The sequence below is a fragment of the Nonomuraea ferruginea genome (genome assembly GCF_039540635.1).
Classification (GTDB): domain Bacteria; phylum Actinomycetota; class Actinomycetes; order Streptosporangiales; family Streptosporangiaceae; genus Nonomuraea; species Nonomuraea ferruginea.
Genome location: NZ_BAABFD010000016.1, coordinates 1 through 25,989 on the forward strand (window position 1 = coordinate 1; position 25,989 = coordinate 25,989).

At 69.7% G+C, this 25,989-nt stretch carries 24 protein-coding genes and 2 rRNA genes; 13 read left to right on the forward strand and 13 right to left on the reverse strand.

The annotated features are described in order from the left end of the window. Positions 1-122, forward strand: a 23S ribosomal RNA gene (locus ABD999_RS27920); the annotation flags it as partial. Positions 123-204: 82 nt separating this feature from the next. Then, positions 205-321: ribosomal RNA gene (gene rrf, locus ABD999_RS27925) — 5S ribosomal RNA — on the forward strand. 136 nt (positions 322-457) lie between these two features. Here rrf and ABD999_RS27930 read toward each other — a convergent pair. After that, positions 458-1,198 carry a class I SAM-dependent methyltransferase gene (locus ABD999_RS27930; protein ID WP_271279782.1) on the reverse strand — a complete coding sequence of 247 codons (741 nt, stop codon included), beginning with the start codon at positions 1,196-1,198 and terminating at the stop codon, positions 458-460. A 90-nt stretch (positions 1,199-1,288) separates the two neighbouring features. Here ABD999_RS27930 and ABD999_RS27935 point away from each other — a divergent pair, with 90 nt between their 5' ends. Both ABD999_RS27935 and ABD999_RS27940 read left to right on the forward strand, forming a co-directional pair. Then, the gene (locus ABD999_RS27935) at positions 1,289-1,600 is read left to right on the forward strand and encodes an antibiotic biosynthesis monooxygenase (RefSeq protein ID WP_219550912.1); all 312 of its coding nucleotides are present in this window, start codon (positions 1,289-1,291) and stop codon (positions 1,598-1,600) included. Positions 1,601-1,702: 102 nt separating this feature from the next. Beyond that, the gene (locus ABD999_RS27940; protein ID WP_271279783.1) at positions 1,703-2,554 is read left to right on the forward strand and encodes a GNAT family N-acetyltransferase; all 852 of its coding nucleotides are present in this window, start codon (positions 1,703-1,705) and stop codon (positions 2,552-2,554) included. A 58-nt stretch (positions 2,555-2,612) separates the two neighbouring features. Here ABD999_RS27940 and ABD999_RS27945 read toward each other — a convergent pair whose 3' ends face one another. Beyond that, entirely contained in the window at positions 2,613-3,389 is a 777-nt protein-coding gene (locus tag ABD999_RS27945; RefSeq protein ID WP_148035151.1) for a PhzF family phenazine biosynthesis protein, read from the reverse strand. Between the two features lie 166 nt (positions 3,390-3,555). Between ABD999_RS27945 and ABD999_RS27950 the strand changes: the two genes are divergently transcribed. Then, positions 3,556-3,939, forward strand: a complete 384-nt coding sequence (locus tag ABD999_RS27950) for a cell division protein SepF (protein WP_148035150.1) — start codon at positions 3,556-3,558, stop codon at positions 3,937-3,939. 95 nt (positions 3,940-4,034) lie between these two features. On the opposite strand, the gene ABD999_RS27955 is transcribed toward ABD999_RS27950, so the two are convergent. From ABD999_RS27955 to ABD999_RS27975, 5 genes are all read right to left on the reverse strand, one after another. Then, on the reverse strand, positions 4,035-5,366 hold the full coding sequence (locus tag ABD999_RS27955) for a hypothetical protein (RefSeq protein WP_345482965.1): 1,332 nt from the start codon (positions 5,364-5,366) through the stop codon (positions 4,035-4,037). Positions 5,367-5,484: 118 nt separating this feature from the next. Further along, on the reverse strand, positions 5,485-7,212 hold the full coding sequence (gene argS, locus ABD999_RS27960) for an arginine--tRNA ligase (protein ID WP_271279785.1): 1,728 nt from the start codon (positions 7,210-7,212) through the stop codon (positions 5,485-5,487). Beyond that, on the reverse strand, positions 7,209-9,617 hold the full coding sequence (locus tag ABD999_RS27965) for an HAD-IC family P-type ATPase (RefSeq protein WP_417629323.1): 2,409 nt from the start codon (positions 9,615-9,617) through the stop codon (positions 7,209-7,211). Before ABD999_RS27965 ends, argS begins: the two co-directional genes overlap by 4 nt. Positions 9,618-9,731: 114 nt before the next feature. After that, entirely contained in the window at positions 9,732-10,739 is a 1,008-nt protein-coding gene (plsX, locus tag ABD999_RS27970) for a phosphate acyltransferase PlsX (protein WP_271279787.1), read from the reverse strand. A gap of 77 nt (positions 10,740-10,816) precedes the next feature. After that, entirely contained in the window at positions 10,817-11,392 is a 576-nt protein-coding gene (locus ABD999_RS27975) for a DUF1707 SHOCT-like domain-containing protein (RefSeq protein ID WP_271279788.1), read from the reverse strand. Positions 11,393-11,564: 172 nt separating this feature from the next. Here ABD999_RS27975 and ABD999_RS27980 point away from each other — a divergent pair, with 172 nt between their 5' ends. Then, complete coding sequence (locus tag ABD999_RS27980) at positions 11,565-12,878, forward strand: KamA family radical SAM protein (RefSeq protein WP_271279789.1); 1,314 nt, start codon at positions 11,565-11,567, stop codon at positions 12,876-12,878. A 392-nt stretch (positions 12,879-13,270) separates the two neighbouring features. Beyond that, entirely contained in the window at positions 13,271-14,110 is an 840-nt protein-coding gene (locus ABD999_RS27985; RefSeq protein WP_271279790.1) for a hypothetical protein, read from the forward strand. Between the two features lie 190 nt (positions 14,111-14,300). On the opposite strand, the gene ABD999_RS27990 is transcribed toward ABD999_RS27985, so the two are convergent. The 3 genes from ABD999_RS27990 to ABD999_RS28000 all read right to left on the reverse strand — a co-directional run bounded on the left by ABD999_RS27990 (position 14,301) and on the right by ABD999_RS28000 (position 16,555). Next, positions 14,301-14,459 carry a hypothetical protein gene (locus tag ABD999_RS27990; RefSeq protein ID WP_187281663.1) on the reverse strand — a complete coding sequence of 53 codons (159 nt, stop codon included), beginning with the start codon at positions 14,457-14,459 and terminating at the stop codon, positions 14,301-14,303. Between the two features lie 322 nt (positions 14,460-14,781). Further along, positions 14,782-15,573 carry an ABC transporter ATP-binding protein gene (locus ABD999_RS27995; RefSeq protein WP_372452527.1) on the reverse strand — a complete coding sequence of 264 codons (792 nt, stop codon included), beginning with the start codon at positions 15,571-15,573 and terminating at the stop codon, positions 14,782-14,784. Between the two features lie 64 nt (positions 15,574-15,637). After that, positions 15,638-16,555, reverse strand: coding sequence for an ABC transporter permease (locus ABD999_RS28000; RefSeq protein WP_271280081.1), 918 nt, complete (start codon positions 16,553-16,555; stop codon positions 15,638-15,640). Positions 16,556-17,029: 474 nt separating this feature from the next. On the opposite strand from ABD999_RS28000, the gene ABD999_RS28005 reads away from it, so the two are divergent. The 5 genes from ABD999_RS28005 to ABD999_RS28025 all read left to right on the forward strand — a co-directional run bounded on the left by ABD999_RS28005 (position 17,030) and on the right by ABD999_RS28025 (position 22,750). Further along, complete coding sequence (locus ABD999_RS28005) at positions 17,030-18,667, forward strand: peptide ABC transporter substrate-binding protein (protein ID WP_271280080.1); 1,638 nt, start codon at positions 17,030-17,032, stop codon at positions 18,665-18,667. Between the two features lie 124 nt (positions 18,668-18,791). Next, positions 18,792-19,736, forward strand: a complete 945-nt coding sequence (locus ABD999_RS28010; RefSeq protein WP_148035141.1) for an ABC transporter permease — start codon at positions 18,792-18,794, stop codon at positions 19,734-19,736. Next, positions 19,729-20,700 (forward strand): ABC transporter permease, encoded by a 972-nt coding sequence (locus tag ABD999_RS28015; RefSeq protein ID WP_271280079.1) that lies wholly within the window; start codon positions 19,729-19,731, stop codon positions 20,698-20,700. Before ABD999_RS28010 ends, ABD999_RS28015 begins: the two co-directional genes overlap by 8 nt. A 12-nt stretch (positions 20,701-20,712) precedes the next feature. Then, the gene (locus ABD999_RS28020; RefSeq protein ID WP_148035139.1) at positions 20,713-21,750 is read left to right on the forward strand and encodes an ABC transporter ATP-binding protein; all 1,038 of its coding nucleotides are present in this window, start codon (positions 20,713-20,715) and stop codon (positions 21,748-21,750) included. After that, positions 21,734-22,750 carry an ABC transporter ATP-binding protein gene (locus ABD999_RS28025; protein ID WP_271280078.1) on the forward strand — a complete coding sequence of 339 codons (1,017 nt, stop codon included), beginning with the start codon at positions 21,734-21,736 and terminating at the stop codon, positions 22,748-22,750. Before ABD999_RS28020 ends, ABD999_RS28025 begins: the two co-directional genes overlap by 17 nt. 53 nt (positions 22,751-22,803) lie before the next feature. Here the strand turns inward: ABD999_RS28025 and ABD999_RS28030 are convergent, their stop codons facing one another. From ABD999_RS28030 to ABD999_RS28040, 3 genes are all read right to left on the reverse strand, one after another. Then, positions 22,804-23,997: a S8 family serine peptidase gene (locus ABD999_RS28030; protein WP_271280077.1), complete on the reverse strand. Its 1,194-nt coding sequence runs from the start codon at positions 23,995-23,997 to the stop codon at positions 22,804-22,806. After that, positions 23,994-24,554 carry a hypothetical protein gene (locus tag ABD999_RS28035; RefSeq protein WP_219550892.1) on the reverse strand — a complete coding sequence of 187 codons (561 nt, stop codon included), beginning with the start codon at positions 24,552-24,554 and terminating at the stop codon, positions 23,994-23,996. Before ABD999_RS28035 ends, ABD999_RS28030 begins: the two co-directional genes overlap by 4 nt. 127 nt (positions 24,555-24,681) lie before the next feature. Beyond that, positions 24,682-25,488, reverse strand: a complete 807-nt coding sequence (locus ABD999_RS28040; protein WP_148035135.1) for an SAM hydrolase/SAM-dependent halogenase family protein — start codon at positions 25,486-25,488, stop codon at positions 24,682-24,684. A 119-nt stretch (positions 25,489-25,607) separates the two neighbouring features. Between ABD999_RS28040 and ABD999_RS28045 the strand changes: the two genes are divergently transcribed. Then, on the forward strand, positions 25,608-25,970 hold the full coding sequence (locus ABD999_RS28045) for a DUF3263 domain-containing protein (RefSeq protein ID WP_271279518.1): 363 nt from the start codon (positions 25,608-25,610) through the stop codon (positions 25,968-25,970). The last annotated feature ends 19 nt before the right edge of the window (positions 25,971-25,989 follow it).

The window sequence follows — 25,989 nt, forward strand, 5'->3', positions numbered from 1 at the left end:
ATGAGGTCTCCCACCCTGTGAAGGGGTAAGGCTCCCGGTAGACGACCGGGTTGATAGGCCGGAGGTGGAAGCGCGGTAACGTGTGGAGCTGACCGGTACTAATAGGCCGAGGACTTGACCACAAAGCATTCTTTTTGAGTTTTGCTCGCGTCCACTAGGCAATTCTGAGACAACAAACCCTGTGGTTTGTGTGTTTCGGAGGGTTACGGCGGTTATGGCGGGAAGGAAACACCCGGTTACATTCCGAACCCGGAAGTTAAGCTTCTCTGCGCCGATGGTACTGCACTCGGGAGGGTGTGGGAGAGTAGGTCACCGCCGGACAATTTTCATATGGGAAAGGCCCCGACAGTTTCTGTCGGGGCCTTTCCTTGTTGAGCCCCGAGGCTACGGCTTCGGGGCTTTTCTTGTTTCTGGGGCCTCGGCGTGATCGCCGAGGCCCTCACTCGTTCACGTGCCTTCACCTGGGACAGGCGATCAGAGCGAAGCGGTGAGAGCGAGCGCAGAGGGCATGCCCTGCCTGCATCCGTTCGTGCAAGGCGCGCAGGGCGGACTCGTACCTCCGCACATCGAAGTCCGGCACCTGCCACGGGACCACCCGCAGGAACTGGACGACCGCACCGATGTCGCGGAACTGGGCTGGAATGAACGACTCGGCCTGCCAGGTGACGGCGAAGCCGGCCTTCTCAAGGGCGGCGATGGCGCGCTCCAGATCCCAGCGACGGTGCGGGTGCGGAGGGGCGGCCAGGGCCTCGTTGAGCTCTGCCAGGTCGCAGCCACCCACCTGCTGAGTGAGAAGGGTGCCGTGCGGCACCAGAACGCGGAGGACCTCATCGGGGTCGTAGGCGTGATGCCGACTGACGACGAGCTCGAAGGAGCCCTCCGGGAACGGCAGCGCGTTCCCGTCGACGGCCGCCACCTCGACGCCGAGAGGCGTCAGGCGTTCCCTGGCGATGGCGACGTTCGGCGGGTGCCCTTCGGTGGCGGCGGTGTGTGCCGGCAGCGGGGCGAGCGACGACAGGAACTCGCCGCCTCCCGTGCCGATGTCCAGCAGGGAGCGCACGCGGGGGAGGCGTTCCCTTACGACTTCCTCGTAACTCCATGGCGGGCTGCCCGTGACGTAGCGGCCGGCGAAGGCGCTGAAATCCCAGCCGCCGATCGGGGCGGCGAGCGCTTCCGTTATGAGCGTGTCGTAGTCCACGGTCCCATCGTCGCGGACCTGCCCGCGGGCTCAGGCCGGTGTGCGGGGTTTGTGCGGGAGGTACGAGGAGGGCCGGGCACGCTCGTCGATATGAGTGCAGAGAACACGAAGAAGCCCGTCATCGCCATCACCCGATTCAAGGCCAAGCCGGAGGACTCCGAGGAGGTGCAGGACAGGCACGCCACTCTGGCGTCCACGGTGCGGTCCGCGGTTCCGGGGCTGGAGGAGGCGAGGTTGGGGCGGACCGAGGACGGGACCTGGGTCGGCGTCTGGCGGTGGGACTCCCAGGAGAGCCTGCGGAAGGCGCAGGAACTGGCGCACTCCCTTCCGGAGGCGGAGAAGGCGTTCGCGCTGGCCTCCGACGTCACCGGAGACACCTTGGAACTGCTCCAGGAGTCCTGATCCGCCAAGGCAGCCCCCACCCCGCGTCATCGCGGGGTGGGGGCTTTTCGTGTCGCGGATACCAGGGTGCGCCACCGGGCGGGGGTGGGCGAGGATGGCGGGGTGATCGTGACATGTTACGGCGGTCCCCGGGATCTGCGGGCCATGCAGGAGCTCACCGGCCGGATCTGGTCGCCGCGGGCGCGCTGGCACGCCGGCGACCTGGCCTGGGGACGGCTCCAGCACACCGGGCGGGAGCCGGAGTGGCCCACCATGCTGTGGCGGGCCGATCGGCGGACCCTGGCCTGGGGGTGGATCCACCTGCCCGGATATCTCAACCTGGCGGTCGACCCCGAACGGGCCGAGTTGGCGCACGACGTGCTGCGCTGGTTCGAGGAGATCGTGCCGGCCGGAGAGCGGCAGGTCGAGGTGTCGAGCGGGGAGCCGCACCTGGTCGCCGCGCTGGAGGAGCGCGGCTACGCACGGGAGAAGGACGGGCCGTTCTTCGTGCAGATGGTACGAGACCTCGACGGCCTGCCCGAGCCGGAGCCGCCCGCGGGGTTCCGGCTGGAAGCGGTGCGTGACGTGCCCGGACGGGTGGCGGCCCATCGGGCGGCCTTCCACCCGTCGCGCGTCACCGAGGAGAGCTACGCGGCCGTCCGCGCGGCCTGGCCGTACCGGGAGGACCTCGACTGGTGCGCGATCGGGCCCGACGGCGGCACGGCCGCGTACTGCCTGCTCTGGCTCGACGACCGCGACGTGGCGCTGATCGAGCCGGTCGGCACCGTGCCCGCGCACCGGGGCAAGGGACTGGCCAAGGCGGTGTGCCTGGCGGCGCTGCGCGCGGCGCGGGCGGCTGGCGCCAAGCAGGCCGTGGTGGCGCCGCGCGGCGACGACGGGTATCCCGTACCGGCACGTCTATACAGCGGACTCGGGTTCCGCGACACCGCGAGAAGCCTCCTGTTCATCCGCTGATATCAAATTGCAACTGGACGTCAGGTGAGAACTGCTGTTATGCGGGCAGGCCAGTGATTCAGGAGGGAGGCTGGAGTTGCATGGTGCCCGAGACAACAGTGACCGCGTGGCCCGCGAGGTGCACGCGATCACCGGCGAGGGTCACCCGCACCAGCCCGCCCCGCTCCGACAGCTGGGCGCCGGTCAGCGTCTCGCGGCCGAGCCTGGCAGACCAGTACGGCGACAGAGCGCAGTGGGCCGAGCCCGTCACCGGGTCCTCGGGCACGCCGACCTTTGGCGCGAAGAACCGGGAGACGAAGTCGGTCTCGGTACCCCGGGCGGTGACGATCACTCCGCGTGCGTCGATCGCCGCGAGGGCGTCGATATCGGGCCGCAAGGTTCTCACCGTCTCCGCCGAATCCAGCTCGACCAGCAGGTCGAGGGCGCCCTTCGAAACATGCACGGGGGTGGCGCCGAGTGCCTTCTCCAGACCTTCGGGAACTGTGGTGGCAGTCACTTCCTTGACCGGAAAATCCATGGTGATCATTCCGTCCGGTTGGCGATTCACCGTGAGCGTTCCGCTCGCCGTGGCGAATTTCACCGGGCCATGCGCGACGCCCGTCGAATACAGGACGTGCGCCGTGGCGAGGGTGGCGTGCCCGCACAGCGTGACCTCCACCTTCGGCGTGAACCAGCGCAGCGAATCACCCAGCAGGAAGGCGGTCTCCGACAGCTTCAGCTCGGCCGCGAGCGACTGCATCCACACGTCGGGGACCCGATCTTCCAGCAGGCACACGCCTGCGGGATTACCCTGGAAAGCTGTGTCGGTGAAGGCGTCGACGATGAACAGGCGCATGAGCCGATGCTATAGGGGGCCAGATATCGGGGTGAAACCAGGACGCTAGCCGTACAAAATGGAATTAGTGCTGGGCGTGTCGCATGGCGAACGCGGAATCGTCGGTTACCGTCCAATGTGTCGGGACGTGCCGATTGCGGTGAGTTCCTGAGGAAAGGACAAGCCGATGGGGGCAGTGCGTAAGGTTGCGGGTTACCTGGGCCTGGGCGCGGTTGATCAGTATGACGAGGCTTATGACGACGACGGGCAGTACGAAGAGGAGTACATGCCTGCCACGGAGCGGGCGGCGCGCCGGTGGCGGGCCACCATCGAGTCGTCACGGATCGTGATGGTCCAGCCGCTGAAGTACAACGACGCACCGTTGATCGGCCAGTATTTCCGCGACGGCCAGACGGTGATCATGGATGTGACGGGCATGGCGATGCCGGAGGCGACGCGCATGGTCGACTTCGCCGCCGGTCTGGCCTATGGCTGCGAGGGGCGGATCGAGCGCATCGCCGACCGCGTCTTCCTGCTGGCGCCCGCGCACGTCGAGATCGAGACGACCTGACCCGCGCCAGGCCACGTGCCGGCGCGGGCGGGGAGTCGGCACGGCCTGCGCGGTCCGCTGCGGCCGAGGCTGTGGGCGGGACAGGCGATGATCGATCAGGCCGCGCGGGGGCCGCGGCGGATCAGGCGGGTGATGTCGGTCGCGTCTTCCGCGGCCTGCTTGGCGCGGCCTTCGGCCTCTCGGGCGTAGGCGTGCAGGGCCCACACCGCGCCGTCGGCCAGCTCCCTCAGCTCGCTCACCTGCGCCGCGACGTACGCGGCGTCTGACAGGACGCGCTCGCGGCGCTGCCAGAGCAGCCACCCGGCCAGCGCGAAGAGCACGACCCCGGCGGCGGCCGTGACCGGGTGGGTGAGGAAGGCGGCGACCAGGCAGGTCAGCCCGCCGAGCACCAGCAGCCCCGGCGCCCACGGAGCGCGGGGCGGGGCCGGCACGGCGGCGGAGATGGCCGCTTCGGCGACGGCCAGCGACTCCTCGTCGGGGCCTTCAGGGCGGAGCTCGACCCGGTGGCCGAGCAACGACACGGTGACCGACGGCGGCGGCTCCAGCCTGCTGTCGGACTCCAGCTCCTCCGCGACGCCACGCAGGATGGGCGCCGCGACGTGCAGGGCGATCGCCGTCAGGTGGGGGTCGGAGCCGGGGCGAAGGTCGTCGAGCAGGTGGGAGTCGAGCGAGGCCTGCGGTCCGGGTGGCCCGCTCAGCCCGATCATGGCGCGGAGCACGGCCAGCGGCTCGTCCTCGGCCCAGGTGGCGGCGGGGGTGGCGCCGGAGTTGGCGAGCGGCGCGGCCGAGCCCTGGTCGGACTGGCGGGCCGAGGTGATCTCCTCGCAGCGGGCCCGCAACCGGGTCAGCCGGGCGGCGGCCTGGGCCGGCCTGGCCAGCTCGGGGATCTCCGCCATCTCGGGGAAGTCGACGAGCGAGGCGGGCACCACCACGGACGGCTCGCCGGGCACGAGCGCCTGCACCCACTGGCGCGGGTCGGCCTGTTCCTGCACGGCGAGCGCGTCGAGCTTGCGCAGCACGAAGATCTTGCCGGCGGGGCCGTAGGCGCCGCGGGCGGCGGCCAGCCAGAGCGCCCGCTGGCCGTGGGAGACGGGCCGGTCGAGTGAGAGGTCGCCGAAGGCGGTGCCGAGCCAGGAGGCGTGGATGCGGCTGCCGTGGCCGGCGACGGCCAGCGCCAGGCAGAGGAAGACCGCGGTCTGCTGCTGGTCGCGCGAGGCGGCTCTGCTCAGCGGCTCCAGCGGGTCGTCGCCGGCGAGGATGGTGACCAGCGCCTCGACGGCGGGCGGCAGCCAGTGGCCGGGGATGTCGGTGAAGCCGGGTGGTGCGGGGGGCGCGCTGCCGTTCGCGGCCAGGTGCGCCAGCAACGCCTCGGCGTAGCGCCGTAGCTCGTTGGCTGCTTGGGGGCTCGCGGTCAGGTCCGTGCTCAAGGCAGAGAACTCCCCCAATTCGGCCTCAGTTCATGACCCCGTAAAGGGTAACCCGCGTGGCACGCCTCCGAGGCGGAGGCGCGCCACAGCGGAACGGGGACTTTGATCGAATCGCCTGTTACATGCGCTCGGGTACGGGGACGCCCAGAAGGTCGAGGCCCGTCTCCAGCACGCGCAGCGTCAGCGCGCAGAGCGCCAGCCGTCGCGCGCTGGTCTCCGGGTCGACGCCCTCCTTGGTGACCGGGCACTCCTCGTAGAAGGTGCTGAACAGGCTGGCCGCCTCGAACAGGAACGCGCACAGCCGGTGCGGCTCCGACTGGGCGGCCACCTGCTCCAGCGTCTCGCCGAAGCCGAGCAGGTGGAGGCCCAGCGCGCGCTCGGCGGGCTCGCCCAGCACGATCGGACCCGTGGTGTCGTCGGGGGAGCGGCCCGCCTTGCGGAAGATGGACCGGATCCGGGCGGTCGCGTACTGCATGTAGGGGCCGGTGTTGCCGGTGAAGCCCAGCATGCGGTCGAAGTCGAAGACGTACTCGCTGTCGTGGTTGACCGACAGGTCGGCGTACTTCACCGCGCCCATGCCGACGGCGTGGGTGATCTCCTCGCGGGTGGCCTGGTCGTAGCCGCGTTCGGCGATGGCCGCGGACGCCCGGTCGATCGCCTCCTGCAGCAGGTCCATCAGCTTGACGGACTCGCCCGAGCGGGTCTTGAACCGGCGGCCGTCCTTGCCCAGCATCATGCCGATCTGCACGTGCTCGGCGGAGACCGAGTCGGGCAGCCAGCCGGCCAGCTCGGCGGCGGCGAACACCATGCGGAAGTGGAGCGCCTGGTCGGCGCCCACGACGTAGAGGATGCGGTCGGCCTTGAGGTCGTGCACCCGGTAGCGGATGGCGGCCATGTCGGTGGAGGCGTAGCCGTAGCCGCCGTCGCTCTTCCTGATAATGAGCGGCAGCGGCTTGTCGTCGGAGCCGGTGAAGCCGGGCGGGAACACGCAGAGCGCGCCCTCGCTGATCGTGGCGACGCCGGCCGCCTCCAGATCCTGGCAGGTCTTCTCCAGCATCGGGTTGTACATGCTCTCGCCGGCGAGGTCGGCGTCGGTCAGGGTGACGCCGAGCATCGTGTAGACCTTGTTGAAGTAGCGCACGGTGGCGTCCATGAAGACGTGCCACAGCCGCATGGTCTCCGGGTCGCCCGACTGGAGCGTGGTCACCCGTACGCGCGAGCGCTGCTTGAACGACTCGTCGCCGTCGAACTTGGCGCGGGCGGCCTGATAGTACTCAGTCCCCTGGCCGGCTTCGAGCTGGGCGACCGCGGCCTCCTCGCCGATGTCGAGGAGGTGCTCGATGAGCATGCCGAACGGGGTGCCCCAGTCGCCCAGGTGGTTCTGCCTGACGACGTGGTTGCCGAGGTGTTCGTGCACGCGGGCCAGGCAGTCGCCGACGATGGTCGTGCGCAGGTGGCCGACGTGCATCTCCTTGGCGGCGTTGGGCGCCGAGTAGTCGATGACGACGGTCTGCGCGGGGGCGATCGTGGCGACGCCGGAGCGCGGGTCCTTGAAGACGAGGGACGCCTGGGACTCGATCCACCCGTCGTCGAGCGTGATGTTGAGGAAGCCCGGGCCGCTGACCTCGACGGCGCCGGGGAAGTCGGACAGCTCGGCCCTGATCGACTCGGCGACCTCCCGCGGGGCTCGTCGCAGCCGCTTGGCCAGGCTCATCGCGACGTTCGCCTGGAAGTCGGCGAACTGGGAGGGCCGGATCAGCGGATCTGCGTCGGCGTACTCGGCGCCGAACGCGGACGCCAGCGCCTGCTGGACGCGCTCGGTGAGCACTTTCTGCGGGTCGGTCATGTCCTAAGAGTACCGGCGACCTTGACCGCGATGCTGATGCCGGCGCAGGCCACGAGAGCGATGCCGACGGCGATCAGATCGTCGTGCGGACCGCCGGGGCGGAGTTCGAAGACCTCCCGTACGAACGGGCTCGCCAGGGCCAGCGCGAACAGCCCGGCCATGGCCGCGACCAGGGCCACCCGCCACCGGTCGAGCGGCCTGGCGACGAGGACGAGCACCCACCACGTGGTGAGGAAGAGCGCGAGCACGGCCGCGGTCCGCTGCTCCTCCAGCGCGCCCCCGGCCGCGGCGCGGAACGCCAGCAGGACCGCGAAGGCGCAGATCACCCCGGCGGGCACGGCGAACCTGAGCACCCGGGGCACGAACCCGGGGCTGGCCCGCTCCAGCGTGGGCGCGAGCGCCAGGAAGAGGGCGGGCAGGCCGATGGTGACGGCGTTCACCAGCGTGGAATGGCGGGGCGTGAACGGGAACATCATCCCCGCGACCCCGGTCATCAGCGACAGCACGATCGCGTAGAAGGTCTTGGTGAGGAACAGCCCGGAGACCCGCTCGATGTTGGCCAGCACCCGGCGGCCCTCGTTGACCACGTGCGGGAGGGCCGCGAACCGGTTGTCCAGCAGCACGACCTGGGCGACGGCCTTGGTGGCGGGGCTGCCCGCGCCCATCGCGATGCCGAGGTCGGCCTCCTTGAGCGCGAGCACGTCGTTGACGCCGTCGCCGGTCATGGCGACGGTGTGGCCGCGTTTGCGCAGGGCTGTGACGAAGAGTCGCTTCTGCTGGGGGCTGACCCGGCCGAAGACGGTGGCGGCGTCGAGCGCCTCGCCGAGCGCGTCCTCGTCGTCCGGCAGCGTGCGCGCGTCCACCGCGCGGTCGGCGCCGGGCACGTTGAGGCCGGCGGCGATCGCGGACACCGAGCGCGGGTCGTCGCCGGAGACGATCTTCACGCTGACGCCCTGCCGCTCGAAGTACTCCAGCGTCTCGTGGGCGTCGGGGCGGACGCGCTGCTTGAGCACGACGAGCGCCACCGGCTCGCCCTCCTCGACGCCGATCACGGACAGGTCCGTACGGGCGTCCTCAGGGAGGGCGTCCGCCGTGATCGGGTCCGTACGGTGGCTCGCGGCGTGTGCGTCCGCCGTGATCGGGTCAGTACGAGGGCTCGCCGGGGGACGGCTGCCGTCCGGGAGCCGGTTCGTACGGCATAAGGCCAGGACGCGGGCGCCGGTGGCGGCGAGTTCCGCCGCCTGGGCGCGCTCCGGGGCCGACGGGGCGAGCAGCACGTCGGGGGCGCCGAGCAGCCACACCCCGTGCGGGCCGAAGTCGGCGCCGCTCCACTTGCGCTCGGAGGAGAAGGGCACGGTGGCCAGCGGACGCCAGCGCGCGGAGGGGAAGCGGTCGCTGATCGCGCGGGCGGTGGCGTTCGGGTGGCCGTCGGCGGCGGTGAGCGCGGCGAGCGCGTCGTCCACCGGGCGGCCCTCGCGCAGCGGCACGACGCGGTCGAGCGTCATGCCGCCGGCGGTGAGCGTGCCGGTCTTGTCCAGGCAGAGCACGTCCACTCGGGCCAGGCCCTCGATCGCGGGCAGCTCCTGGACCAGGCAGCGGCGGCGGCCGAGCCTGACCACGCCCACGGCGAAGGCGATGGAGGTCGTCAGCACCAGGCCCTCGGGGATCATGGTGACGATCCCGGCGACCGCGCCGGTGATGGCGGTGGCGAAGTCGGCCGAGTTGCTCAGCTGGCTGTAGGTGAGCAGCGCGCCGATGGGGATGACCAGCCAGGTGATGTAGCGGATGAACCGGGCGACGCCGTCACGCAGCTCGGAGTGCGCGAGGTGGAAACGGCTCGCCTCCTCGGCCAGCCGGGCGGCGTACGCGTCGGTGCCGACGGCGGTGGCCCTGAACACGCCGGTTCCGGCGACGGCGAAGCTGCCCGACAGCACCGGGTCGCCGGGCTCCTTGCGCACCGGGTCGGCCTCGCCCGTCAGGAGCGACTCGTCGACCTCCAGCCCGGCGGAGACGATCATCTCGCCGTCGACCAGCAGCGCGTCGCCGGGGCCGAGCACGATCAGGTCGCCGAGGACCACCTCGTGCGGCGGGACGCGCCGGTCCGCGCCGTCGCGGCGGACCGTCACGGGGCTCTCGCCGACCACGGCCAGCCGGTCCAGCGTGCGCTTGGCGCGCAGCTCCTGGACGACGCCGATCAGCACGTTGGCCACCATGATCAGGCCGAACACGCTGTCCTGCCACGCGCCGAAGACGAGGATGAGCGCCCACAGGACGCCGATGACGAGGTTGAAGAGCGTGAAGACGTTCGCCCTGATGATGGCGGCGAGCGACCGGCTGGACCGGCGCGGCACCACGTTCGGTCTCGCCCGTGCGACCTGCGCCGACGTGAGCCCGTCCAGCGACATGACTCCGTCCACCGCGAACCCCCCGACCTGCGGCAACGTCACTGAGCGGGTCTCCCCGCCGGCGTCGGTCCGCCTGATTCCCCTGATAGGCGGACGGGGATCACCCTACGGCTTTCAGCGTGATCTGTGGGCGCTTATCCGCTCGCCGATCCGGGACGTCAGCCCGCCCGCCGACAGGTCGGCGGCGAGCCGGCAGGCCGCGCTGACTCCTCTGGCGCTGGACGAGCCGTGCGCGACGACGACGGTGCCGTTGAGCCCGAGCAGCACCGCGCCGCCGTACGCCTCCGCGTCGAGCCGGCCGCTCAGCTCGCGCAGCCGGGAGCGCTGCATGAACGCGCCGAACTTGGCCATCCGGCTCTCGCTCACGGACCGCCGCAGCTCGTCGAAGGCGTAGCGGACGGCGCCCTCCATGGTCTTGAGCGCCACGTTGCCGGTGAACCCGTCGGTGACGATCACGTCGGCCCGCCCGGTCAGCAGGTCGTAGCCCTCGACGTTGCCGGCGAAGGTCAGCGCGGGGGCGGCGTCGAGCAGCTCGTGGGCTCGGCGGACGAGCTTGTTGCCCTTCTCCGCCTCGCTGCCGATCGTGAGCAGGCCCACCCGGGGCTCGGCGATGCCGAAGGCCAGCTCGGCGTAGGCGGCGCCGAGGTGGCCGAACTGGACCAGGATCTCCGGCTTGACCTCGGCGTTCGCGCCCGCGTCCAGGAGCAGCGTGGGGTGCGGCAGGGTGGGCAGCGCGACCGCGAGCGCCGGGCGGAGCACCCCCTGCTGGGTCTTGAGCCGCAGCTTGCCGGTGGCCACGATGCCCGCGGTCGAGCCGGCGGAGACCACGGCCGACACGTCGCCGCGGCGCAGGAGGTGGCAGGCGACCGCGATGCTGGAGCGGGGCCGGCGCAGGCTGGCCAGCGCGCCCTCGTCCATGGCGAGCGCCTCCTCGGCGCGCACGATGGGGATCTCGTGGGCCGCGTCGTGTTCGGCGAGTGACTCGTACAGCACGCGTGGCGAGCCGACGAGGACGACCGGCAGCCCGCGCTCGCGCACGGCGTGCACGGCGCCCGCCACGATCTCGTGGGGCGCGCGGTCGCCGCCCATGGCGTCGACCGCGATCGGCCTGCTGTCTGGCAAAAGTCACCTCGTACGGCGTGTCGCTTGGCCGTCCGAATGGTAGGCGAGGCCGTCACCAGGCTAACCGGCGGGCAGGACTAGGCGTCGCCGCTCAGGTTCCAGTCGTGGACGGTGCGGGCCACGACGACCTTGCCGAAGGTGACCCGGCCGGTCACCCTGATCACCGGGCCGTCGCCGTCGGGGGTGTTGTCGCCCGAGACCTGGCGCTTGGCGAACATGGCGCCGACCTCGTCGATGACCTGGGCGTTCGGCGGCACCCGGATGATCAGCTTGGCCGCGAACGCGCTGATGGAAAGGGTGATCTCGCGGCCGGGGAGCACGGCCTCCGACAGGTCGACGATGAGCGCGCCGTACGTGGCCGACAGGCGGGTGTGGCGGGAGGCGATCCAGCGCCCGCGCTTGACGACCTTGCTGAAGACGGCGTTGACGGTCTGCTCCGTCGCGATGGGCGCGGCGGCCGTGGAGGACCGGACCTTGGGCAGGTCCACGATCAGGGGCTCCAGCTCGCCCATGGTGCGAGCTTGGTAGGTGGCCTCGAGACGGTCGGCGTGCTCGGGGCTCGTGAGTCGTCCACTGGCGTAGGCCTCGTTGAGCAGCGCGGCGACCTGGTCGCGGTCGGCGTCGGAGGCCCGGAGGGCAGGGTCGTGGGTCACACCGCCAGTTTAGGTCAAATCAAGATATGTCGTGATTTCAATTCTCCCAAGAAACTTGGAGCACCCTCCGAACCATAGCCGCGGGCAGCCTACTCTCGGTATAAGAGCCATAGACGCGCGACGGGGGCGTGAGGTTTACATCCGATCGAACAAAAAAGACGGGAAAGGCCTAGTGATCTTGAACCAAGCAGGTACGCGACGCTTCAAGGCGTACACGTCCAAGCACCTCGACGAGCTCCTGCGACGCGCCGGGCTCGATGACGGGGAGCGGCTGAAGGTGCGGGCCGTGGCCACGGTGCTGCCCTTCCGGACGAACGCCTACGTCGTCGATGAACTCATAGATTGGTCGGCGGCGCCCGACGACCCCATGTACCGTCTCGTCTTCCCGCAGGCCGACATGCTGCCCGAGGCCGATGTGGCCCGGCTGGCCGACCTGCTCAAGGCCGAGGCGCCCAACGGGGAGATCCAGGCGGAGGCGAACAAGGTCAGAGCGCAGCTCAACCCGCACCCCGCCGGCCAGAAGGAGCTCAACGTGCCGCGCATCGGCGAGGAGCCGGTGCCCGGGATGCAGCACAAGTATCCGGAGACCGTGCTCTTCTTCCCGAAGCAAGGGCAGACCTGTCACGCCTACTGCACCTACTGCTTCCGGTGGGCGCAGTTCGTCGGCGACGCCGACCTCAAGTTCGCCTCCGACGACATCGACCAGATGGTCGCCTACCTCCGCCAGCATCCCGAGGTGACCAGCGTCCTGATCACCGGCGGCGACGCCATGATCATGGGTGAGCCGGTGATCAGGCGCTACATCGGGCCGCTGCTGGAGCTGGAGCAGCTCGAGTCCATCAGGATCGGCACCAAGGCGCTGGGCTACTGGCCGCAGCGCTTCGTCACCGACCCCGACGCCGACGCCACGCTCGGCCTGTTCGAGGAGGTCGTCAAGGCAGGCAAGAACCTCGCGTTCATGGCGCACTTCTCGCACCCGCGCGAGCTGGAGTCGCCGCTGGTCGAGTCCGCGGTGGAACGGATCCTGGGCAGCGGGGCGACGATCCGCACCCAGGCGCCGCTCATCAGGTCGATCAACGACGACCCGGCCGTCTGGGAGACCATGTGGCGGCGCCAGCACCGCATGGGGATGATCCCGTACTACATGTTCGTCGAGCGTGACACCGGTCCGCAGGACTACTTCGCGGTGCCGCTCGGCCGCGCGTACGAGATCTTCAGGGACGCGTACGCGAGCGTCTCCGGGCTCTGCAGGACGGTCCGCGGGCCGTCCATGTCGGCGACGCCGGGGAAGGTGTGCGTCGACGGCGTCACCGAGATCGCCGGTCAGCGGGTGTTCGTGCTCCACCTCATCCAGGCGCGGGACCCGTCCTTGGTGGGGCGGCCGTTCTTCGCGCGGTACGACCCGTCGGCCGTCTGGCTGACGGACCTGCGGCCGGCCTTCGCCGACGCTTTCCCGTTCGAGGTCGCCGCCTCGCTCGGGGCCTGAGGCGGTCAAGGGCGGCCACCGCAAGCGGAAAATCTGCGCCCCCGGCCCGTGACATTCATTTTGTCGAGCTCCTGGCGCGGGCCGGGGAAAGCGCACTTACGGACGCCGGAAGCGTCCATGGAATATCCGAATTAGCCCCCCTCTATTTCCCGATTTGTCTCCCCCTGTGTGACCCCTTTCGGGCTCGGTAACTTACCCACAAAGCCCTTGTCACGCGGGCTTTTAGCGGCTCACCCGGGGTCGTGCGCGGTGATAGAACTGCATCCGTAGCTCAGCCGCGGACGGCGCGCTTCGTGCGGTGCCCATAGCGTGTACGCCACGGCATTCGGGGGTTATCGATTCGCAATTCAATGCTCTCCGAAGCGATCGATCACGAGCCGGGAAGGCAAATCATGAAACGTGTAATGAAGACGGCGGTCGCCGTAACGGCATTCGGGCTCGCGGCGGCACTCGCCGTGCCGGCGCAGGCCCAGGCCGGGGACCTCGGCGCCTCGCCCACGAAGCGCGACCAGGCCCGGATCGGCGACGACTCGCCGCTCGACGGCCTGGTGGGCGGGCTCGCCGGCGGCCTGCTGGACGGGCTGTTCGGCGCAGCCGCCAAGGCCTCCGCCAAGCCCGCGCAGAACCAGACCAGGCCGCAGGGACGCCCCGGCATCGACGGCCTGTCCAACACCCTGCCTCTGGACGGCCTCGCCGCCTCGCGCCCGGCCAAGCCCAGGGCGCAGGTCAAGCCGACGCAGGAGGACACGTTCGAGGGCGCCTTCGCCCAGGTCGCCTACCTGTTCGAAGGCTCGCTCGGCGGCGCCACGGCGTCGCTGTCGACGACCCGGATGGTGCCCGGCGGACGCTACGGCTCCACCGAGGCGCTGGACGGCGCCACGTCGGCGCTGGACGGCGCCACGACAGGCGTGGCCCACCTGTCGCTGCAGGAAACGGTCGTCGGCATGTCGCGTGCCGCGAAGCAGGCGCTGCCGCGATCCAGCAACGGACGTCTGGCGCCGCTCGTCGGCCGCGTGGCGCCCGCCGAGACGGCGCCGCTGCTGGAGTCGCTGCCCGGCACCACTCAGGTCGCCTCCATCGATGAGATCGCCCCGCTCGTCGAGGACGCCTCCGCCCTGGTCTCCACCAACGGGACGAAGGCCACCAGCGCCTACACCGACACCGTCGCCGCGCTGGGCTGGACCACGGCCGCCCTCACCAGCATGGTCCGGGACCCCTGGCACTACCGCTGATCCTCTGGCGGACCCGAGCTCCGCACCCTCTGAAGCATCGCCGGGCCCCGCATCCTGCGGGAGCCCATCCCCGGGAGTGGCTTCCCGACCCCCGCCGCGCTCGCCGGCGCCGCCCAAGTCTGCAGGGTGGCGGCGCCGTGAGCCGCGGCCCCGCCGCCGGCCCGCACCAGGGTCGGCGGCGGTTCGCTTTCTATCCGGGCAGTCGCACGCCCGTGCGGCGGGCGATCTGGGCCTGCAGCCTCGCCATCTGCCAGTGCAGCTCCAGCAACTGCTCGGCGAGCTGCATCGTGGGTATCTCGGTCACATCCTCGGTGGCCAGGTGGTCGATAGCGGCCGAGAGCTCACCCATCGTGTCCCCCCACTCCATCACCGTTAACAAGCTCGAACCGACGTTCGAATCCTAGCGAACGGTAGCCCCTCCTGTCAGTCCTACACGCGCAGCCCCGGCCGACTTCTCGTACACCGTCTCGAAAACCCAGGAGCTACGGCGAGCGAGCGGGCCGAAGGCACGCGTCACGGCGCCCGGCCCGAGGGGTTTCCCAAGAAGATCGTGAATTTTGGTCGGCGGATCGCCACGGACCATCGCCGGCCGTCGGAAACAGCCCGCGGAAGAGACCTCAGCCCGAAGCGACGCGACCAGGGGCGGCGGCGCGATCGGGCGGAGAAGGTGGTCAGCCCTTGGTGTAGGCGGCGAGGACTTCCTTGGGGTCGCCGTCCATTTTGATCTTTCCCTTGTGGAGCCAGATCACCCGGTTGCACGTCTGCTGGATCACCCGCAGGTCGTGGGCCACCAGGAAGACCGTGCCCGCCGACTCCCTGATCTGGCGGATGCGCTGCTCGCTCTTCTTGCGGAACTCGCGGTCACCCGTGGCCAGGGCCTCGTCGATGAGCAGGACGTCGTGGGTCTTGGCCGAGGAGATGGCGAAGCGGAGCCGGGCGCCCATGCCGGAGGAGTAGGTGGACATCGGCAGCTGGACGAACTCGTCGATGCCGGAGAAGTCGACGATCTCCTGGTATTTCTCCCTGACCTCCGCCGGGGTCATGCCCATGGCGTAACAGCCGAGGATGATGTTGCGCTCGCCGGTCAGCTCGCGCATCAGGGCCGCGTTGACGCCCAGCAGCGACGGCTGCCCGTCGGTGTAGACGGCGCCGGAGTGGGGCGGCAGCAGGCCGGCGATGGCGCGCAGCAGCGTGGACTTGCCGGAGCCGTTGCGGCCGACGACGCCGATGGCGTCGCCGTGGTAGGCCACGAAGGAGACGCCTTTGACGGCGTGGACCTCCTTCATCTGCGGCCTGCCCTGGCGCTTGACGATGCGCATGAAGGCGTTGACCGCGTTGCCCTTCTCGGACTCCGACGCGGCGCCGTAGACGCGGTAGACGATGTGGAGATCGTCGACGATGACCGTCGGCGTGCCCGTGGGCACGTCCAAGGGGCCCTTAGCGGGCTCCGGGTCGGGATGCACCCGGACGTCCTTGCTTGGGACGGCGGGCTCCTCGCCCTTCACCTTTGCCAGCTCCTCGGTCAGGTCAGCCACGCCCGTACCTCTCCTCAGCCCGCCAGAAGTACCAGAAGCCGAAGCAGAGTGCGAACACTGCCCAGAATACGCAAGCCATCCACACCATCGGCGGGGGAGTGTGCTTGTAGATGAAGATGTCCCGCATCCACTCGATGTACGAGGCGGCCGGGTTGAGATACATGGCGGTGGCGACCCACTGCGGCAGACCCGCGGTCTCCACCACCTTGTCCTGGATGGAGAAGAAGACACCGGAGGCGTAGAGCCAGGTGCGGGTGATGAACGGCAGCAGCTGGTTGAGGTCCCGCATGGAGGACCCGAGCCGTGCCATCACCAGCCCGGCGCCCACGTTGAACATGGTCTGCAGGATCAGCACGACCGGGATCATCAACCAGTACCACGTAGGCACCTCGGAGGTGATGAACACGATCAGCACCAGCACGCCCATGGAGATGGCGAGCTGCTGGAGCTCCTGGATGGTGTAGGCCAGGGGCAGCGCGGCGCGTGGGAAGTGGAGCGCACGGATCAGCGACAGATTGCCGGAGATCGACTTGGCGCCCGCGGTGACGCTGCGCTGCGTGTAGGTGAAGACGAAGATGCCGATCAGCAGGAAGGCCGGGTAGTTCTCGACGCCGTCGCGGCCGCCGAGGACTATGCCGAACATCACATAGTAGATGGCCGCGTTGAGCAGGGGGGTCAGGACCTGCCACAGCTGGCCGAGAGCGGAGCTGGAGTACTTCGAGACGTTGCGCGAGGTCGCGTACGTCAGGATGAAGTGTCGCCGCTCCGCGAGTTGGCGCACATAGACGAGAAACCTCGGCCGTGCGATGGCACGGCGAAGCCCGTATCTCTCGGCGAGCTTGGCCAGCGGCTCCTGCCCGCTTCGGCCGCCCGCCTGGGCGTCCGCGACAGCGGATTCCGGCTGGCTCATGGGATGGACTCTATTGGATCCGGGTTGCTCGGGATGCCTGCCGCGTGGCGCGCGGCCGACAGTTGGACGGTGTCTCGTGGCGCTCGGTTCCAAGCCACCGTCAAGACTCGCTCAACCGTAGCCCAGCGGGACGGACGATGGCGGCAACGGCACGAGCACCGTCTGGTAGGAGGTATTTTTCATCGACACTTCCCGTCCCCGCGAATGCCCGTCTGACTCGTTTATGCACTTCATCCCCTTGCGAGCTGTATGGGCGCGACGTGGGACAGGCGGACGTGTGACCGAACTGCAACGCGCCAGAGACGTGCTGGTGGCAAGTAGTAGGAGATAGTCGCGATCGACTGGCAGGGCGTCGGCTGGTTTGACCAGGTCAGCCAAACCCGGGGGATTACAAGGAACCCCCCGTCAGGCTGCTCACGATCATCGCAGCTCAGCGCTTACGCCCACCTTGGTAGAGGGAGGAATTTTTTCACCATGCGTGTTACTAGAGGCGCACGGATCGTCGCCGGTACCGCGCTGCTCGCTCTCGCGGTTGCCGCGTGCGGCGGCGGTGCCAGCCCGTCCGGTGACCCCGCGGCGGATGGCGGCGACACGCCGGTCCGCATGGAGCTGGGTGAGCCGCAGAACCTGCTGGTCCCCTCGAACACCACCGAGTCCGAGGGCTCCGAGCTCCTCGCGGCCGTCTTCGAGCCCCTGGTGAACTACGACGAGAACAAGCAGGTCGTAGAAGCCGCTGCCGAGTCGATCACCACGGAAGACAACATCACGTGGACGATCAAGCTCAAGTCGGGCTATACCTGGCACAACGGTGAGCCGCTCGTCGCGCAGAACTACGTCGACGCGTGGAACTACGCCGCCAACCAGGACAACGCGCAGGGCGCCGGCTACTTCTTCGGCCGCGTCAAGGGCTACGACGCGCTGAACCCGGGTGAGGGCAAGGAAGTCACCACCAAGGAGATGGAAGGCCTGAAGGTCGTCGACGACTCGACCTTCACCGTCGAGCTGGCGGCGCCGTTCTCGCAGTTCAGGACGATGCTCGGCTACACCGCCTTCTACCCGCTGCCCAAGGCCGCCTTCGGCGCCGACGGCAAGGTGACCAACGAGTACGGCGAGAAGCCGATCGGCCAGGGCCTCTTCAAGCTCGACAAGCCGTACAAGAAGGGCACCGACCAGACGGTCGACCTCTCCGTGTACGACAAGTACCCGGCCAAGAAGCCCAACGGCTGGACCAAGCTCCAGTTCAAGCTCTACAACAGCTCCGAGACGGCCTACAACGACCTGCAGGCGAACAACGTGGACATCCACGACTCGCTGCCGGCCTCGGCCATCTCCAGCGCGAAGACGGCCCTGGGCGACCGCTACCAGGACCAGCCGGACGCCGGCATCGGCTACATCGGCTTCCCGCTGCAGTACAACGACGAGTACAAGGACGTCCGGATGCGGGAGGCCATCTCGATGGCCATCGACCGGAAGACCATCGCCGAGACGGTCTTCTCCGGCACCCGCGCCCCCGCCGACGACTTCATCAACCCGGCCATCGACGGCTACCGCCAGGGCGCCTGCGCGGCCTGCACCTACGACCCGGGCAAGGCGAAGGAGCAGTACGCGGCGGCCAACGGCCCGGCCAAGCTGGAGCTGGGCTACAACGCCGACGGCGGCCACAAGGAGTGGATCGAGGCCGTCGCCAACAACCTGCGGGCCAACCTCGGCGTCGAGGTCACCGTGAGGCCGTTCGAGAAGTTCGCGAACATCCTCGACGACCTGGACGCCAAGAAGTACAAGGGCATGTTCCGCATGGGCTGGGCGGTCGACTACCCGTCGGCGGAGAACTACCTGTCGCCGATCTTCTCGACCGGCGCCATCAAGACCGGCTCCAACTACGCGGGCTACTCCAGCAAGGAGTTCGACGAGCTGGTGGCCAAGGGCGACCAGGCGCCGACCCCCGAAGAGGGCCTGAAGTTCTACCAGCAGGCCGACGATGTCCTGATCAAGGACCTCCCGTACGTTCCGGTGTACTTCTACCGGAACAACTCTGGGTACTCCACTCAGGTGAAGAACGTCAGAATCAATCTGCTCAACCAGGTTGAATGGGCTGACGTCGAGAAGGCCTGACGTTATATACGGGGGTGGGCGGGACGCCGTCCACCCCTCGTGAGCCCGCCACGAAGGCAGTCGCTTGGGCACGCGCCACCCAAGGTTCCCAGGGACTGCCTTCTGGCATGTACGGGAGGCTTGTATGGGCCGTTACATCATCAGGCGCCTGATCCAGGCGATACCAGTCCTGCTGGGCGCCACCCTGTTCATCTTCGCCATCGTGTTCGCGCTTCCTGGTGACCCCATCGAGGCGCTCGCCGGCGAGAAGCGCCAGGACCCGGCGATCACCGCCATCATCCGCGAGCAGTATCACCTGAACGATCCGCTGCTGGTCCAGTACTGGTACTACATCAGCGGCATCCTTTTCCACGGTGACTTCGGGAAGACCTTCGCCGGCGTCCCCGTCACCCAGTTGATGGCGGGCAAGTTCCAGGTCACGCTGAACCTCGCGTTCACCGCGCTGGTCATGGAGGCCATCATCGGCCTGCTGCTCGGCCTCTGGGCGGCGCTGCGCCGCGGCCGGGCCACCGACACCGCGATCCTGGCCTCGACGCTGCTGCTCATCTCGGTGCCGACCCTGGTCACCGGCTTCGTGCTGCAGCTGTGGCTGGGCGTCTGGCTCAAGCAGGTCACCGGGATCGAGTTCTTCCCCATCGCGGGAGTCGGCCAGGGCCTGCAGTCGTACCTGCTGCCGGGCTTCGTGCTGGCCGGCACGTCGATCGCGTACCTGACACGTCTGACCAGGACGAGTCTGGTCGAGACGCTACGCTCCGACTACATCCGCACCGCCACCGCGAAGGGCCTGTCGAGACGGCGGGTCGTGGGCAGACACGGGTTGCGCAACGCGCTGATCCCGATGGTCACCTATCTCGGAGCCGACCTGGGCGTGCTCATGGGCGGCGCCATCATCACGGAGACCATCTTCAACCTGCCGGGCATCGGCTTGCAGTTGTATCAGGGCGTTTACCTACGTGAGCAACCCATCGTCGTAGGTATCGTGACAATCCTGGTGCTGGTGTACATCGTGGCGAACCTGATCGTCGACATGCTGTACGCCGTGCTCGATCCGAGGATCCGCTATGAGTGAGACACCGCAGCTGGGCCAGGTCGGGCCGGCGTTCCCCGAAACCCAGTCGCTGACGGAGAACCAGCCGTCCCCGCCGGTCAAGCGGCCCAAGAAGAAGGAAGCGAAGCCGGCGAGCCTCTGGCGAGACGCCTGGTACGACCTGCGCCGCAGGCCGATGTTCATCTTCTCGCTGGTCCTGATCGCGATCCTGCTGGTCATGTCGTTCTGGCCGTCGCTGTTCACCTCGATCAACCCGTTCGACGCGAAGACCTGCGAGCTTTCCACCGCTCGCCAGGGCCCGAGCGCCGGCCACATCTTCGGCCGCGACAACCTCGGCTGCGACGTGTACGCCAAGACCATCTACGGCGCCAAGAACTCGATCATCATCGGTGTCGCCACCACGGTGATCACGGCGCTGGTCGGCGGGCTGCTCGGCCTGCTGGCGGGCACCCGGGGCGGCTGGACCGACGTCCTGACGTCCCGCGTCACCGAGGTCTTCTTCGCCATCCCCTCCATCCTGGGCGCGCTGCTCATCACGGCGACGTTCCGGGACGCCGGGATCGGCATCTGGATCGTGGTGATCGCGCTCTCGGTGCTGGCGTGGCCGATGACCTTCCGCATCATGCGGGCGGCCGTCATCACCGCGAGAAGCCAGGACTTCGTGCTGGCGGCCAAGGCGCTGGGGGCCGGCCAGGCGCGCATCATGTTCCGGCACCTGCTGCCGAACGCGCTCGCGCCGGTGATCGTCGTCGCCACCATCAACCTGGGCGGTTTCATCGCGGCCGAGGCCGCGCTGTCCTTCCTGGGGGTCGGCGTGCAGTCGCCCGACATCTCCTGGGGCCTGATGATCGCCGACGCCCGGAACCGGTTCCTGGAGGCGCCGCTGCCGCTGGTGTTCCCGGCCCTGTTCCTGAGCATCACGGTGCTCGCGTTCATCATGCTGGGCGACGCCGTACGCGACGCGCTCGACCCGAAGCTCAGGTAGGAGGGGGGAAACATGAGCAAGACATCGCCGCACGCGTTGCCTGCCGAGGGAGGGCTGGGCAACGAGCCGCTGCTCGCGGTGGACGACCTGCACGTGGAGTTCGCCACGCGCGCCGGCCTGGTACGGGCGGTCAACGGGGTGAGCTACTCGCTCCAGGCGGGCGAGACCCTCGCCGTCCTGGGCGAGTCGGGTTCCGGCAAGTCCGTGACCGCGCAGGCGATCATGGGCATCCTCGACATGCCGCCGGCGCGCATCCCCAAGGGGGAGGTCCGCTTCAACGGCACCGACCTGCTCAGGCTCTCGGAGGAGGCGCGCACGCAGGTGCGCGGCCAGCGCATCGCGATGATCTTCCAGGACGCGCTCTCCGCGCTCAACCCGGTGTTCACCGTGGGCTGGCAGATCAGCGAGATGTTCCGGGTGCACCGCGGCATGGGCAAGCGCGACGCCATGAGGAAGGCCGTCGAGCTGATGGACCGGGTCCGCATCCCGGGCGCCAAGCAGCGCGTCAACGACTATCCGCACCAGTTCTCCGGGGGCATGCGGCAGCGCATCATGATCGCCATGGCGATCGCGCTCGACCCCGAGGTGCTGATCGCCGACGAGCCGACCACCGCGCTCGACGTGACGGTCCAGGCCCAGGTCATGGAGCTGCTCGCGGAGCTGCAGCGCGAGAGCAACATGGGCATGATCCTGATCACCCACGACCTCGGCGTCGTCGCCGACGTCGCCGACAAGATCGCGGTCATGTACGGCGGGCGCATCGTGGAGAACGCCTCCGTGCACGACATCTACAAGGCGCCTGCCCACCCCTACACCAAGGGGCTGCTGGAGTCGATCCCCCGGGTCGACCTCAAGGGCCAGGACCTGTACGCCATCAAGGGCCTGCCGCCCAACCTGCTCGACATGCCGACCGGCTGCGCCTTCCACCCGCGCTGCCCGTACCGGCAGGACAACTGCGTGACCGACAGCCCCCCGCTCTACGAGATCAGCGGTACGCGCAACAGCGCCTGCCACTACTGGAGGGAGGTCCTCGATGGCGACCAAGGGTGAGACGATCCTCGAGGTCCGCGATCTGGTGAAGCATTTCCCCCTCAACCAGGGGATCATGTTCAAGAAGCAGATCGGGGCCATCAAGGCCGTCGACGGCGTCTCCTTCGACCTCGCCAGCGGCGAGACGCTCGGCGTCGTGGGCGAGTCCGGCTGCGGCAAGTCCACCCTCGCCAAGGTGCTGATGGCGCTGGAGCGGCCCACCTCCGGCTCCGTCAAGATCAACGGTCGTGACATCGCCAAGGCCAAGGGCGCCGAGCTCAAGCGGATGCGGCGCAACATCCAGATGGTGATGCAGGACCCGTACACCTCGCTCAACCCGCGGATGACCGTCGGCGACATCGTCGGCGAGCCGTTCGACATCCACACCGAGGTGGCGCCGAAGGGCGACCGCACCCGCAAGGTGCAGGAGCTGCTGGAGGTCGTCGGGCTCAACCCCGACCACATCAACCGCTACCCCCACCAGTTCTCGGGCGGTCAGCGCCAGCGCATCGGCATCGCCCGCGGGCTGGCGCTCCAGCCGGAGATCATCGTCTGTGACGAGCCGGTCTCGGCGCTGGACGTGTCGATCCAGGCCCAGGTGATCAACCTGCTGGAGCGGCTGCAGAACGAGTTCGATCTGGCGTACATCTTCATCGCCCACGACCTGTCGGTGGTCCGCCACATCTCCGACCGGGTCGCGGTGATGTACCTGGGCAAGGTCGTCGAGCTCGGCAAGGACGTCGAGATCTACGACAAGCCCGCGCACCCGTACAGCCAGGCGCTGTTGTCGGCGGTGCCGGTCCCCGACCCCGAGGGCCGCGACCAGCGCGAGCGGATCATCCTCCAGGGCGACCCGCCGTCGCCGGCCAACCCGCCGTCCGGCTGCCGCTTCCGCACGCGGTGCTGGAAGGCGCAGGAGATCTGCGCGACGGAGGAGCCGCTGCTGCAGATCCGGCCGGGCACGTCCCACGAGAGCGCCTGCCATTTCGCCGAGACGCATGACGTGGTGCATGTGAACTAGCGGCGCGTGTCGACGCCGCCGCCCCCGCGCCCTTCGGTGCGGGGGCGGTCGTGTCAGGGGGGAGCCCCGCCGCGGCTCCAGGGAACGGCTCGGCGACGATCGTGGTGGAGCAGGATGCGGGCCGACAGGGCCAGGGCCAGCGCCACCAGGCCCGCGATGACCAGGGCGCGGGAGCCCGGCGGGGGGCCGGACGGGTCCTCGCCGAAGTGCTCCGCGGGGAGCGGGGGCGGCTGGGTGGGGCCGGCCAGGCGTTCGGCCACGCGCAGCGCCAGGGCGGCGTCGGCGACGCCGTGGCCGTAGCCGGTGCTGTAGCCGCCGCGCGGACGCTTCCTGGTGCCGAGCTCGATGGCCCGCCGCACGTGGTACGGCGACAGGTCCGGGTACGCGGATCTGATCAGCGCGGCGATGCCCGCGACCATGGCGGCGGCCGAGCTGGTGCCGTCGCCGACCACGTAACGGCGGGCGCCGCCGGCGGAGACGATGTCGACGCCGGGGGCGACGACCGAGAGGTAGTCCTGGCGGTTGGAGAACCCGGCGAGCCGGAAATTCCGGTCGACCGCGCCCACGGCGATCACGCCGGGATAGGCGGCGGGGAAGTTCTTCCTGTTGGTGCTCTCGCCGTCGTTGCCGGAGGAGGCGACCAGCACCGCGCCGTGGGCGACCGCGTACTGCACCGCCTCCTCCTCGGCGGCCGAGCCCTCCCAGGAGCCGCTGCCGCCGCCGAGCGACATGCTGATGACCTCGGCGCCCCGGTCGACGGCGTAGCGGATGCCCTTGGCGAGCGCGTCGTGGCCGCCGGCGCGCCGCTTGGCCCGCCGGGGATCGGAGTTCTCCAGCGTGACGCGTACCGACAGCACCTTGGCGGCGGGCGCGACGCCGAGCACGCCGCCGGCCTTGCCCTCGCCGTGGCCGTGGCCGGCGATGAGGCTGGCCATGGCGGTGCCGTGGTGGCCCCACACGCCGCCGGCCCGGCCGGCTCCGGTCAGGTCGGGGCCGTGCACGACGGAGCCGCGCAGGTCCTGGTGGTCGCCGCGGACCCCGGTGTCGAGCACCGCGACCAGAACGTTCTCGCCCTGGGTGACCCGCCAGGCGTCGTGCAGCCGCAGCGTGCCGACCTGCCACTGCTTGGCCCTGGCGAGGGCGCCCATCTCGTCGTCCGCGGCGGCGGGCGTGGCCAGGCCGAGCTGGGACGACAGGAACAGCAGCGACAGGGACAGCAGCGCCGCCCGCAGGCGCGGCCGCCTCATCCGGTGAGGCCCCGGTGCAGCTCGGTGGCGAGCTGGCGGGCGAAACCACCGAGCCGGGGCACGGCCTGGTCACCCGGACGGAACGACCGTCCGTCCGCGTAACCGGCGGTGGTGGCGATCACGTACGGCGCGTGGGAGGCGATCAGGGTCCCGGTGAAGCACTGCCGCTCGCCGAAACGTTCGGCGGGGCCGCCGGGGAAGGCGACCGGCCGCACGGCGGGCACGCGCAGGGGCCCGGCCGCGCCCGGGGGCACGGGCCGGGCCAGGACCGCGATGCCGGCGGTGGCGACGTAGGTGGCGGTGCTGTCGGCGTACGTGGCGCGCAGCGCGGTGACGCAGGCGGGCAGCGCGGGCTGGAAGGCGGCCGCGCAGGACGCCTCGGGCGCGACCCCGGCCAGCAGGTAGGTGACCTGCGCGCCGGACGGGCTGGTGCCGGGGACGGCGTACGGGAACACCCGCGTCACCGGCCAGGCACGCCAGCGCTCGGGCACCGGCGGCGCGGCGGGGGAACAGAACACGGACAGGAGGGCGAGCAGGAGCAGGGACAGCTGAAACACGTGAACCTCGAACGGGGGGAGGGGGCGCCCGATCTGCCGTGAATTCTGGCACGGGGTCAGGGCCTCAGTCCGACGGTTCAGTAAACAGTCCGATACGCCACGTAATTGGCGTTTGTTGGCTTTTGCGTTATACGGAGGGTGACAACCGGACATGCGCCCCCGGAGGCAGGCCGAGGCGCTGTGCCGCGTCGCCGGAGTTCACCGCGAACGCGATCAGGCCCGCCGAGTCCGCGAACGCCACCAGCTCACCGGGCGGGACCGCCGCGTACGTCTCCCGGTAGGGCATCGACAGCCGCCGCCGGCCCAGCGACACGCCGAGCGTGTCGCCCACCCGCAGCCCCAGCGCCTCCAGGTCGCCGGCCGTGATCGACAACTGCGTGTTGCCGTAGCGGTCGACCGAGACGACCTCGCCCTCGGCCGCGCCCTCGCGCAGCACGGACGTCGGCGCGGGCAGCGACACCAGCCTCTCCACCGGCACCCGCGGGCCCAGCTCGCGCGGCCGCAGCCCGTTGCTCAGCCGCCCGGCCACCGGCGCGAACACGTCACGGCCGTGGAACGTGGGCGACACCGGGTGCAGGAAGTGCTCGGCGTTGCTCAGCTCGTACGCCGCCCGCGCGCCGCCGCTGGCGCGCACCGCCCACGACAGCAGCCCGTTGTCCGGCCCCACGAACACCCGGCCGCCCGCCTCGACCGCGATCGCGCGCCTGGCGCCGCCCGCGCCCGGGTCGACCGCCCCGACGTGCACGCCCACGGGCATGTACGGGATCGTCTGGGCCAGGATCGCCGCGCCGCGCCGCACGTCACCCGCCGGGACCAGGTGGCACACGTCGATCACCCGGACCTCGGGGGCGATCCCGGCGATCACCCCGTGGCAGGCGGCGACATAACCGTCTTCGAGCCCGTAATCCGTGAGAAGTGTGATGACAGAGGTCACACTTAGTGACTGTACGTCTCTCAATCCGCCGTGAACAGCCGCACTCGGCACATTACGATGGCGACGGGCCGCCTGCGCGCGAAGCCATCGTCGCGCCGCCCGTTCCTGAGGAGGACACCATGGACACTGCACCGTCAAACGGTGACAGTGCCGACCAGAGGGCCGACCAGAGGGCCGACCAGAGGGCAGAGGACAGGGCAGACCAGGACGACGCCCAGGAACCCGTCCACCGGCCCCTCACCGACCGCGAACTCGAGCTCCTCGCCTTCGAGCGCCACTGGTGGCGTTACGCGGGCGCGAAGGAGCAGGCCGTCAAGGAGACCTTCGGGTTCTCCGCCACCCGCTACTACCAGCTGCTCGGCGAGTTGATCGACCGTCCCGAGGCGCTGGCGCACGACCCCATGCTGGTCAAGCGACTGCGCAGGCTGCGCGCCGCCCGCCGGCGCGAGCGCTCCGCCCGCCGGCTCGGCATGCGCCCCTGACCGGCTGGGTACGGCAGGC